Source organism: Mucilaginibacter terrae (assembly GCF_031951985.1).
GTDB classification, from domain to species: domain Bacteria; phylum Bacteroidota; class Bacteroidia; order Sphingobacteriales; family Sphingobacteriaceae; genus Mucilaginibacter; species Mucilaginibacter terrae_A.
In genome coordinates, this window is record NZ_JAVLVU010000001.1 from 2419432 (window position 1) to 2431304 (window position 11873).

11 protein-coding genes and 1 riboswitch are annotated in these 11873 nt (G+C 43.5%); of the genes, 4 read left to right on the top strand and 7 right to left on the bottom strand.

The annotated features are described in order from the left end of the window. Positions 1 to 80 precede the first annotated feature (80 nt). Complete coding sequence (locus tag QE417_RS10135; protein ID WP_311949653.1) at positions 81 to 2801, bottom strand: TonB-dependent receptor plug domain-containing protein; 2721 nt, start codon at positions 2799 to 2801, stop codon at positions 81 to 83. 202 nt (positions 2802 to 3003) lie between these two features. Further along, positions 3004 to 3540 carry a dCTP deaminase gene (gene dcd / locus QE417_RS10140; RefSeq protein WP_311949654.1) on the bottom strand — a complete coding sequence of 179 codons (537 nt, stop codon included), beginning with the start codon at positions 3538 to 3540 and terminating at the stop codon, positions 3004 to 3006. 75 nt (positions 3541 to 3615) lie between these two features. On the opposite strand from dcd, the gene QE417_RS10145 reads away from it, so the two are divergent. From QE417_RS10145 to QE417_RS10160, 4 genes are read left to right on the top strand one after another with little or no spacing between them, the layout of a single operon-like run. Next, positions 3616 to 4254: a 4'-phosphopantetheinyl transferase family protein gene (locus tag QE417_RS10145; RefSeq protein WP_311949655.1), complete on the top strand. Its 639-nt coding sequence runs from the start codon at positions 3616 to 3618 to the stop codon at positions 4252 to 4254. 3 nt (positions 4255 to 4257) lie between these two features. Next, the gene (lipB, locus tag QE417_RS10150) at positions 4258 to 4995 is read left to right on the top strand and encodes a lipoyl(octanoyl) transferase LipB (RefSeq protein WP_311949656.1); all 738 of its coding nucleotides are present in this window, start codon (positions 4258 to 4260) and stop codon (positions 4993 to 4995) included. Positions 4996 to 5054: 59 nt separating this feature from the next. Continuing rightward, positions 5055 to 5699: an SGNH/GDSL hydrolase family protein gene (locus QE417_RS10155; protein ID WP_311949657.1), complete on the top strand. Its 645-nt coding sequence runs from the start codon at positions 5055 to 5057 to the stop codon at positions 5697 to 5699. Between the two features lie 32 nt (positions 5700 to 5731). Further along, positions 5732 to 6406 carry a hypothetical protein gene (locus tag QE417_RS10160; protein WP_311949658.1) on the top strand — a complete coding sequence of 225 codons (675 nt, stop codon included), beginning with the start codon at positions 5732 to 5734 and terminating at the stop codon, positions 6404 to 6406. 6 nt (positions 6407 to 6412) lie between these two features. On the opposite strand, the gene QE417_RS10165 is transcribed toward QE417_RS10160, so the two are convergent. From QE417_RS10165 to QE417_RS10185, 5 genes are all read right to left on the bottom strand, one after another. Further along, entirely contained in the window at positions 6413 to 7702 is a 1290-nt protein-coding gene (locus tag QE417_RS10165) for a voltage-gated chloride channel family protein (protein ID WP_311949659.1), read from the bottom strand. Between the two features lie 29 nt (positions 7703 to 7731). Further along, positions 7732 to 7798: riboswitch (Fluoride riboswitch) on the bottom strand. A gap of 275 nt (positions 7799 to 8073) precedes the next feature. Beyond that, positions 8074 to 9240 carry a TlpA disulfide reductase family protein gene (locus QE417_RS10170; RefSeq protein WP_311949660.1) on the bottom strand — a complete coding sequence of 389 codons (1167 nt, stop codon included), beginning with the start codon at positions 9238 to 9240 and terminating at the stop codon, positions 8074 to 8076. A gap of 113 nt (positions 9241 to 9353) precedes the next feature. Continuing rightward, the gene (locus tag QE417_RS10175) at positions 9354 to 10424 is read right to left on the bottom strand and encodes a PA0069 family radical SAM protein (RefSeq protein WP_311949662.1); all 1071 of its coding nucleotides are present in this window, start codon (positions 10422 to 10424) and stop codon (positions 9354 to 9356) included. A 171-nt stretch (positions 10425 to 10595) separates the two neighbouring features. After that, the gene (locus QE417_RS10180; RefSeq protein ID WP_311949663.1) at positions 10596 to 10928 is read right to left on the bottom strand and encodes a hypothetical protein; all 333 of its coding nucleotides are present in this window, start codon (positions 10926 to 10928) and stop codon (positions 10596 to 10598) included. 63 nt (positions 10929 to 10991) lie between these two features. After that, positions 10992 to 11828: an SGNH/GDSL hydrolase family protein gene (locus QE417_RS10185; protein ID WP_311949664.1), complete on the bottom strand. Its 837-nt coding sequence runs from the start codon at positions 11826 to 11828 to the stop codon at positions 10992 to 10994. Positions 11829 to 11873: the final 45 nt, after the last annotated feature.

The window sequence follows — 11873 nt, forward strand, 5'->3', positions numbered from 1 at the left end:
CAAGGAGGCTGTCCCCACTGAATAGTGAACAGCCTCCTTTTCTTTCAAACTCATTGGTTTACACCCTAAAGCCAGGTACACTATTTCACTTCATACCTGTAAACTTGCCGGCCTAAATAACCTTCGTCATTTATACCTTCAACTATAACCCGGTATGTGCCCTGGCTTCCTGCGTTAAAGTATTCAAAAGAGGCATTGCCGTCTTTATTGGTTACTATGTTAGGTTGCCAGTGTATAGTTGTACGTAAATCGGCAATGGCAACATTGATTTTGGGGTCATCATACTTAGGTGCGTAAAACTGACGGGCCGAGTAAAAGCCTTTGGGTGTGTAAGTAATTATACCCGGAGAATAAATTTGTGAAGCATTATAATTGTACTCACCGCCACGTTTAGTGTTGATAATTAAAACACCGCCGCCACCGCGGCTGCCGTATATAGCCGTGTTACCAATAGATCGCAACACTTCAACACTGGCAACATTCATGGGTGGTATAGTGGCTAAAAAGTCTCCTTCTACATAAATACCATCCACAATTACTTGCATTGGGGTATTCATACTACGGGTTGAATACGGGACGCCGTTTTGAAACATTACCCCCAACAAGCGGCCTTGTAAACATTGATCAATGGTAGCACAACCCATTTTATCAAAAAACTCACTGGTTATAACCTGGTCGGCATTGCCGGCACCGTTAAGGTTTGATGAATTAGCCAATGACTGGCTCTTCTTCTTTTCGGTTACGGTTACTTCCTTGAGCATGATGGTATGATTGCCAAAACCGTACTTTGCTTCCTCATCGTATTGCTTCTTGCTATTTTTAAGATAGCTCATTAATGCGGCCGAACTGTTCACCTGCACATCGGGCACTGCTTTGTTTTTAATCATAGAAGGCATGGGCAGTTTATCCAAAGCAATCTCCACGTTCTTTCCGCCTTTAACAGTACGTGCCTGTAGTACAAACTTAATACTATCTTTAAATACCATATTTTTAAATGAAAAACGGCCTTGCGCATCGGCAACAGTATCTAATATAAAAGTACCGCCAGCAGTGGTAAACAAGGTAATTTTACCATTAGGCACGGGCTTGCCGCCCGATGTTTTCAATGTACCTGATATTTGTAAAGTTTTTTCGGGCTGAAACTTAACAGGCGGAAACTGGCCGGCAAACATGCTTTTCCACTCAAAACGACGATACCCCTGGGTAAGCATCAGCACATCCAGATCGGCTGCCGTTTTATCATCAGGATTAGTGAAATAGAAGTTAGGCTGTTCAATGTATCCTTTAATATCAGCGCTTAAAAGTATCTGCGAAAGTATGCTGGGTTCATCGGCTTCTTTGCTTTGTACTTTGGTTTCGTCGATAACTGCGGCCGAGAACACGCCGATAACCGGCGCGCCGGCACTATTTTTTGCATTAAAGCCAACTTTTACTTTTTCTCGCGGCGCCGAAGAGGCTTTATCTGCACTAACATTCAGCTTCAAAATATCTACATCGTTTCGTATAAATACAATGCGTTCATTTAATGCCTGGCCATCGGCATTAAACAAGGTAAATTGCGCAATTCCCGATGGAAACTTGTTTTTAGGTACCTGTGCTCCAAAAGCAATAGAACCGTTTGCATTTTTTGCGGCGTAACAAACCACCCCGCCCGATTGAGCTATTACAAAAGTTCCTTTACCGCTCATGCTACTGCTGCCGGTTACTCTTAAACTGATATTGTTGGCATCGGTGTTATTTACCGTGAGTACATAACCGTCATTTTGCGCAGCAGGCAAAGCAACGGTATTTTTTGAACCATCGGGGTAAGTAATTTGTGCCTTATAGGTTTTACCAGCCTCAGGAGTAAAGGCAAAGCTGCCCATTCCCAAGTGCCGCGTGGTTATTTCGGCAATTTGGTTATTGGCATTGTCTGTCACCAGCCCTTTTACTTCAACGCCTAACCCATCACTGCCTACAGCTTTAAACGCAACTCTTGAACGAATGCCATTAACCAGGTTTCCTCCTTCGGGGAAAAACTGAACATCGGCCAAACCTGCTGTGGTTTTAAGCGCTATGGTTTTGGTTACGGTTTTCTTGTCGGCCAGTTTAATTTCGGTAGCAATATTACCCGAGGTTAAGGGAGCCGATGTGGCATTAATAAAGCTGATGTTAAGATTGCCCTTGGCATCAGTAGTGCCTTTGCTTTTAAGTATCTGTTTATCGTTAAGCCGCACATTATAGCTCACTTCGTTACCGGCAAAAGGCGTATTATCCAAATCGCTGAAATTGATCACGGCATCAACCTTTTGCCCGTTATTTAACTTGCTGTATGTATAGCTGGCTTTGGTAAATACGTTATCGGTAACTGCATTGCCTATGGCAATACGTTTCTCAAAAAAGTAATCTTCACCTGCGTTAAGCATCCAGTTGGTGTAGGCACGTACGCGGTACGTACCTTCCTTCAAGGTATCGCTCAAGGCAAAATCGCCCCAGGCAATACCGCTGGTAACTGGTAGCTTAATCCACTGTTTAACCGAGTCGCGCTCATCAATAAGCTGTACATTAAGTGCACCGCTTAGTGCCGATAGCTGGTGCTTACCCCCTACTGTTATATATGCCTTGAACCATATATTATCGCCTACGCCGTAAAAAGGCTTGTCAAATTGCAGGTAAACTTTTTCGTAGGGTTGGTCTGCTGTCCATTTCTCGAGCTGGGCAACCAGCTTTTGAATGGGGTCATCATCCAGTTTAATAAAGGCAGTAGCAATAACGGCGGTTAAAGCAAGCAATAAGCCGGCGACAGGTTTTTTAAGGTTCATATGTAATTGACAGGCAGATGTATTTTACTCCAATAAAAGTACGCAAAACATTAACATATAGGCAATAAGCCTATAGCAAAAACCGCGATAGTTTTTTGGGCAAGGGAAAGGTGAGTGCGAAGCAGTTATTTATAAATAACTGCGATGAATGTTTGGCTATAATTAATGTTAGACGAACAAAAATCAAAAGGTTTAACGCCTTTTAAAATTTATTCTTCCACATCATACTTTCAACCGGGCGGGTTGATGGGTTGTTGTATTTGGCGTTGTTTTTGGTGTTGTACATGGTTTCAATTTCGCCTTCAACCACAAAATAGATTAACTGACCGATAGGCATGCCCGCATAAATGCGTACAGGTTGGGCTACCGAAATTTCGAGCGTCCAAGTATTGCAAAAACCTACATCACCTTTACCGGCTGTGGCATGTATATCAATACCCAAACGGCCTGTGCTCGATTTTCCTTCTAAAAACGGAACATGCGCGTGGGTTTCGGTATATTCCATGGTTACGCCTAAGTACAGCGTGCCTGGTTGTAATATGTAGCCTTCTTTTGGTATTTCAAACCCGTCAATTTCATTATGCACTTTGGCATCCAACACACGGTTGCGGTAGGTTGCCAGGTATTTACCCAAGTGTACATCGTATGAATTTGTACCCAGGCACTCGCGCTTAAAAGGCTCAATAATGATAGTTCCTTTTTCAATTTCCTCTAAAATTCGTTTGTCTGATAAAATCATTTTACGGTGACGGGTTACGCCCACGAAATTAAATTATTTAACCTAATTTTGCTCTCTGTTTTTGTAATTTAACACATGGCCATAGCTTTTATAAAACAGGTGGATGCCGATACCGAATTTGCGCTGTGGCGCATTGAGGAAGAGGCGGATACCCTTTACCAACAGTTGCAGTTGAACGATGAGGAAAAGGCTTTTGTAGAGCAACTGGCCAATGGTAAGCGCCATTTACACTGGCTGGCAACGCGTGTTTTGCTGCGCACCATGCTGCACACCGATGAGTATATTGACTGCAAGGTTGATGTGCATGGCAAGCCTTATTTGGTTAGCCTGCCCTACCATATATCATTAAGCCACTCGTTTGATTATGCCGCGGTAATGATAAGCCGCAGCCGCCCCGTAGGCATTGATATTGAGCAGGTGAAACAAAAAGTGGAACGCATAGCCCCTAAGTTTTTGAGCGCTGCCGAACGCGCTTCAATTGACCAGCAAAATAAAATTTACCATTTGTATGTTTGCTGGTGTGCCAAGGAGGCCATTTATAAGTGCTACGGACAAAAAGAGGTATCGTTTTTAGATAACATTGCTTTGGAGCCGTTTGCCTTTACTCCCGAAGGCAGTGTTAAGGCCAACCTGAGCAAGGGCGACTTAAATATTGATTATAAAGTAGATTACCTGCAGTACGAAGATTACATGATAGGTTACGTTAAAGCTTAAACCATGAAAAATAAGCAGGTTGAATACCAGGACTGGGGCCTCATTGATTATAAAGAAGCCTGGGACAAACAGGAAAGTATTTTTAGCAAAAGCGTACAGCTTAAAACCGAAATACGCAACCATCAGCAAGCCGTATTGGCCGGAACCGAAGAGGATGGAGAGGAAATACTCACGCCTAACTATCTTATTTTTTGCGAACACCCTCACGTGTACACCTTGGGCAAAAGCGGCAAGGCCGATCACCTGTTGCTTGATGAAGCCGGGCTGAAAGAAAAGGATGCAGTTTACTACCCTATTAACCGTGGTGGCGACATTACCTATCATGGCCCCGGTCAGTTGGTAGTATACCCCATTTTAGACCTTGATAACTTTTTTACAGACATACACCTGTACCTGCGCACGCTGGAAGAAGCTGTTATACAAACCCTGGCTCATTATGGTATAATTTCCGGCCGTTACCCAGGCTATACCGGCGTATGGCTCGACCCTGATAACGAGCAGCGCGCCCGCAAAATTTGCGCTATGGGCGTGCGTTGCAGCCGCTGGGTAACCATGCATGGGCTGGCGCTTAACGTAAATGCCAACCTGAGCTATTTCGGGCACATTGTACCCTGCGGCATTGATGATAAAGCCGTAGCTTCAATGGAGAACGAGTTGGGCCGGAAAGTTGACATGAATGAAGTTAAAGAAATCCTTAAGCGCCATATTTCCGTACAGTTTGGTATGGAGATGATGGGATGAGAAAAATAAACCTGGTAATATTACTGATGGCGTCCTTAATGAGCTGTGCTAATAAAAATATGGATGAAATAGAAATAGCATCTCCAACATACCCGCAGGATGGGTTAAGCTACCTTGCCCTGGGAGATTCCTATACCATTGGCGAAGCAGTACCTGCCGTCTCCTCTTTTCCATACCAGTTGGCCACTGCACTAAATGCGCAGAAAACTAAAGTAACCGCGCCAACTATAATAGCCCGCACCGGCTGGACAACCGACGAATTAATTGCTGCCATTAAAGATAAAGCCCTAACCGGCAAATATGACATAGTGACCCTGCTTATTGGTGTTAACAATCAATATCGTGGCTATAACGCCGATACCTATCGCGCCGAATTTGTACAGCTGCTAACAACCGCAATTACCTATGCCGGTGGCAATAAAAAGCACGTGTTCGTGGTATCTATACCCGATTGGGGCGTAACCCCATTTGCCCAAAGCCGCGACCGTGCACAAATTGCCCGCGAAATTGACCAGTATAATGCCATCAACAAAGAAGAAACCCTAAAAGCAGGAATAACTTACTTTGATATTACCCCCGGCTCGCGCAATGCCGCTGCCGATGCTGCTTTGGTGGCAAGTGATGGCCTGCATCCTTCGGGCAAAATGTATGGCGAGTGGGTAGGGAAGTTGCTGCCTGAGGTTGTGAAAGCGTTTGGTAATTAGCACATTGCCATTACATATCACAAACTATCTAAATGAAATTCCTTATCCCGGTTTTACTTGCTGTATTGCTGGTTAATTGTAAACGCCCGTTTCCAAAAGCTACAAAGGTTGAAAAGCCTGTAGCCAAGCCTGCCTCTGCCCCCAAAGTTGCTCCACCCAATTATATTAAACTGATAGATGTTTACGTGCCGCTGAAATTTGATACGTTGCAGGTGTTTTCATCTAGTAACCTCGACAGTATTGGTTATAAGTACAGAGGTGTTCAGCTAGATAGTACTAATGCTAAAGTACTCGGAAGCAACTGGCAAAACATAGAAAATTACTACGCGAATTTTAAGTTCGATATTGATGAATATAAAGTTGGGCTGATCACGAGGGTGCCGTCAATGTATGAGTCTTCATCAATTACGCTTTTTATATACGATAAAAATAAAAAAACTTTAATCGAAAAACTTGAGCTTGCCGAAAACTGGGGTGATGCAGGAGCCGTTTTTGAAAAGCGGAGCTGGTTGTTTAGAGACAGTAAAGGCAGACTAAAATGCCTTTTGCACCAAAGCTACTACTATGATCCTAAGGTGAATGATGAAGATGCGTCAACAGCTGTTGATGAAAACAACGATTACCTTATCAATCTTCAACATTCAGTAACTGATACGGTTGACCGTAATGCTAAAGTTCTTTTCAATAAAATGAAAAGATTGAGATAGCCCTCTCTAATTCTTTGGAAAAAGCCACTTTCCTTCCGTTCGTTGCGCACTGTAAATTCCGGCATCTCCACTAAAATAATATGCCGTAAAACAAGCTACCGCAAATAATAACGCATGTTCACTTCCAAAAAGTTCAATTCCCATAATGGTACAGGCTAAAGGAGTGTTGGTGGCTCCGGCAAATACAGCTATGAAACCTAAGGCGGCAAACAAACTCACGGGAGCATTGAGCACTCCGGCCAGCATATTACCCAGGGTAGAGCCAATGTAGAACAGGGGTGTTACCTCGCCGCCTTTAAAACCTGTGCCCAGTGTAACCGCTGTATAAATGAGTTTCCATAACCAGCTGAAAAAGTCGGCGCCGTTTTGTTGAAATGCAGATACGATGGTTACCGCTCCCGGATATTCGGCATCAACGCCCAAGCTCAAATAATCGGGCTTGCCCAAAATGAATGTTAAGGCAATAATGATAATCGCACCGCAAACCGGGATAAGCCATTGAATTTTTATAAGCTTTAAAGAGAGCTGTTTTACGCCATGAATAGCCTTAGCAAACGCATAAGCAGCTAAACCAAATATCGCCGAAGCCACAATGGTTTTAAGCAGCAGCCAAAAGTTAATTGTCAGGTGATGCCCGTAAAAATTCTGCCCCGCTGATACATAGCTGATGTGGTAAGGCGTGTGATGTATGCCCCAGGCCGATACGGTAACATCGCCAATTAATCCCGCAATAAGGCAAGGGAGCAAGGCATTGTATTGTATGCGGCCAACGGTAAGTACTTCTAATGCAAAAATGGTTCCGGCCAGTGGGGTGCCAAATACGGCCCCAAAGCCGGCGGCAATGCCTGCTGTGAGTACAATGCGGGTGTCGCTTTCGTTAAGTTTAAACAGGCTTCCTATCGCATTGGCAATGCTGCCGCCAATTTGCACCGCCGTACCCTCGCGCCCTGCCGATCCACCAAATAAATGCGTAATAACGGTGGTAATCAAAATAAGCGGAGCCATGCGTTTAGGCACGCCCGCACCGGGTTGGTGTATCTCATCAATAATGAGGTTATTGCCCCGCTCGGCCGATCGTCCGTATAGCTTATATAAAAAATGTATAACTACGCCCGCCACCGGCAACAGGTATAGCAGCCATGGGTGCGCAAACCGATAATGAATGCTCCAGTTTAACAGCCATAAAAATAGGGTTACCATGCAACCAACGGCCACAGCAACGGGTACGATGATGATCGTCCAGCGGATAACGTAGTATAGTACTGATAACTTAGCCGAACTGATTTTTTTAAACATAAGCCTGCATTGCAATAAATTTAACCATCTATTGGGCAGGCGCTATCAGCTTTTTGAGGGCGGTTCAATTAGGCGAGCACCATCGCCTTTGTGTATGCAGCAAATATAGGTTTATTGAACAATTAATGAAAACATGGTTTTGTGCATTTGATTTCCCCTCTTGAGAGGGTTTGGGGGTGTGTAATTGGGATAAGTGTATAACTGCTTTGATAATACACACCCCTGCCATTACTCGACCCTACACGCCCCCTCTAAAGAGGGGAATTTTATGCTTTGCTATGGTAATAATCAAAAAAAGTAAGCGTTAAACGCTTACTTTAATAACCAATTCAAGCATTGGACGCTTGAATTGGTTATTGCATAAATTAAATTTATTCGCCTTTGCCAGCTTTTTGAGGTGCACTTAATACTTTCAACAATGTCATTTCCAAATCGCCGCCGCGCAGGTTTTTGGCTACTATTTTGCCATCGGGCCCAATTAAAAAATTTTGTGGGATGGATTGTACAAAGTAAAGTGCGGCAGCTTCATTGTTCCAGAATTTCAGGTCGGATACGTGGGTCCAGGTCAAACCATCGTCTTTAATAGCTTTAAGCCATGCCGCTTTACCATCAGGCCGGTCTAATGATACGCCCAATACGGTAAAGTTCCGGTCTTTAAACTTGTTAAATACCCTCACCACGTTAGGATTTTCCTGGCGGCAAGGGCCGCACCATGATGCCCAAAAATCAATCAGCACATATTTACCTTTAAATGAAGACAGGCTAACAGGTTTACCATCTACATCATTCTGTGTAAAATTGGGAGCTACGGCACCTATGGCAGTTGCCTTCAATGCTGCAAAAGAGGCTTTGAGTTGTTGCCCTTGCGGCGAGTCTTTCAGTTTTTGCGATAAGCTATTATACAAAGGTTCGATCACATTTGCATCAGCCGATGGACCACCCATGGAGCTAACCGCCATCAGGCTTAAATAGCTGTACGGGTGGCCAAGAATATATTCTTTCAGGAATTTTTCGCGCTCCAGTTGTATGGCCTTAAACTTATCCTGCATGGTGTTTTGATACACATTGCTTTGGCGTTGCTCCGGAGAAGCAGCCTGTACTTCGGTATAAATTCTTTCGGCACGGGCATACAGCGGTGCCAGCAAAGTGTTCAGTTCTTCGTTATCCCTGTTTATTTCCGAACCCGTAATTTTGGCTTTTGATACCGAATCGGTAGCGGCAATGTACATATCCCCTTTTTCGAGGTAGAGGTTTAGCACATCATCAGTTTTGCTGATGCCGCTAAAACCCACGCCACGGTGGTCTAATACCATTAATGCACTTGTTGGGTTGTTTATTTTGCCGGCAAATTGAAACGTTCCGTCAACCAGGGTGGTAGAGTCTACTTGTCGGGCTTGCCCTTGTTGGTAAACAAGGTAAACACGGTAGGGCTGCTTCACCGTATTTAGTTTACCATTAATAGTAAAGGCTTCGGGCGTTTGTGCTAACGCTACCGACGGCAGCAAGGCAGTTATATACAGGGCAATTTTTTTTAACATCAGTGTTCTTTATCAATAACCATTAACGACAGAAATACAATTTTGGTACAAGCCCTAATCTGCCATAATATTGGTTCAAAATTACGTTTTATTTAAATCATCAGCACAGCATCTCAAAACAGGGTAACCTGCCTGCCGGTTTTGGGTGTAAATATTGATAAATCATATCCGGGCATTTCCCTGCCTGCCAGGTACTTTTTACAGGCCATGCGGTATAGCTGGTGTATAGATTCGGCCACTTCGCCATCGCCGCTCATGCGGCGGCCAAATTCGCTGTCGTTTAGCTTACCATCGTGGCACTCGCGTATGAGGTTCAATACTTTTTCGGCCCTGTCGGGAAAGGTTTTGTGTATCCAATCAACAAACAATTCGGCTATAGAGCCATTGAGCCGCACTATGGTAAACCCTGCCGAAACTGCTCCGCGATTTGCTGCCGCCCTGATGATGGCAGGCACCTCGTTACTGTTTAAGCCGGGAATAATAGGTGCCGTCATTACCCGTACAGGTACACCAACCTGTGTTAGTTTTTCAATAGTATTTAAGCGCCCTACCGAGGTGACGGTACGGGGTTCGAGCTTTTGGCGCAACTGTTCATCGAGCGAGGTAATGGAAACATTTACGTGGATGAGTTTAAGTTTAGCCAGTTCGCTTACCACATCAATATCACGTAAAATGAGGTTGTTTTTGGTGATAATGCTTACCGGGTGTTTGTACTGTAAAAACACTTCGAGCAGGCGGCGGGTAATTTGCAAATCGCGCTCAATAGGCTGGTAACAATCGGTATTGCCCGATAGTACAATGGGTACGGGTTGATACCTGCGGCGATTAAAATATTCTTCGAGCAGTTCGGGCGCATTGCGCTTTACTATGATCTTGCGTTCAAAATCAAGGCCCGCGCTAAAGCCATAATATTCGTGGCTGTTACGGGCATAACAGTATACACAACCATGCTCGCAACCCTGGTAAGGGTTAATGGAGTGCATGTGGCTTAAATCGGGACTGTTGCTCTTGCTTACAATACTTCTGGGGTTTTCTTCAAATATTTGTGTTTTGCTGTTATGCAGTAACGGCTCGTCCAAACCCTCAATATGCTCGGCTACATACTTGTTTTGCAGGAACTTATTATGTGTATTTACCTGTGCCCCTCTCCCCCTAAAAAACTCGCTGTTTGCCTCAAATGCCATGAAACAAATTTGCTAATTTATTTAGCAACAACACAAGGAATATCAGTATTTTTTATTCGTCAACTAAGTAGTCAAGCTCCCGATTCACTAAATCGTATATATCAGATGAGGGAATATCAAGTTCTTCATAACTATCAGCCAAAACTTCTAAAGTAACATCCTTAAACTTTATTATGTAGTGCTTATAATGCGAGAATAAACTTTCTGAATGCTGGGAATGGATACTATTTTGCTTAGACAATTTGCCCAAGGTGAATAATGCACTTCGAAGAAGCCATAGAAGCCAAGTCCATAATCCATGTAAGGATGACCAGCTTCATCATTTGGATATCCATATTTATACTGCCTGTACTTAAACTTGAGTATACTTACCACTTCTTTTCTTTTTTCTAAAGCAAGATATAATTCATGTTGCGTCGACAGTAAAAAATTCTCGTACATAAATACGTATTCTCTTTTTAGTGCTATCTCCTTAACTTTTGGTTGCCGTTTAAATAAATTCATATTCTAAGTGTGTTTAAGCCCTCCCTGTACAAATCTACTTATAAGCAAATAGATGAATAATCGTTACTTTATCTTCTTCATCACCTTAATCAGCATACCGGCAATAATTTCATTTCCTTTATCAGATGGATGCAAGCCATCGTAAGTCATATTAATAGCTTCAGGTGGATAAGGGTATCCGTCGGTTTCGGCATTAAAAGGGATGTTGGTGTAGGCCGGGTATTTAAAGTTTTGGTATTGATGGGTTAAGGAATCTTTTAAGCGCTTAAACTTTACTGCATACTTAACATCCAGTTTGCTGTTATGATAAAGGTCAACTACCTCGTAATTTTCCAGTTTGGCAATAGCTTTTACAGCTTCGGCAAATTGCTCAAGGGTTTGGCCTTCTTTTTCTTTGTACGAGCCCCATGCATTGTTTTTAGGATTGCGGATATATACAAAATCGCCACGTTGCATGGGGGTAATTAGTATAACACGGGCTTGCGGATTGAGGCTTTTCAGTTTATCGGTAATGATGCGGTAGGCGCCGTATACAGTTTGTAAGCCTGTGCTGTTTTGGTAATCGGCCATGGTTCCCCGTTTGCCGCCGTGCCACCAGTCGTTGGTGCCTAAAAACACGGTGTAAACATCGGCCTTTTGCAGATTTAGCTTTTCTATTTCTTTGGCAATGCGTACCACCGTCCAGCCGTTATGGCCCTGGTTGGTGTAATGCAGGTAGGGCAACTGCTCGGTAACGCGGGTAAGGTAGCCTTTGGTTATACGGTCGCCGGTTTCATTGGTGTGATCGTTCAGGTAAGTTATCGAATCACCTATGGCTGTCCAGCTGATTTGTTTTTGGGGGATGAATGATGTTGCAGCAATTAAAAACAGCACCAGCAAAAAATATCGATAAAATTTCATACGTTATAAATGTTGCACTAAATATAAAGGCAACATTATAATATG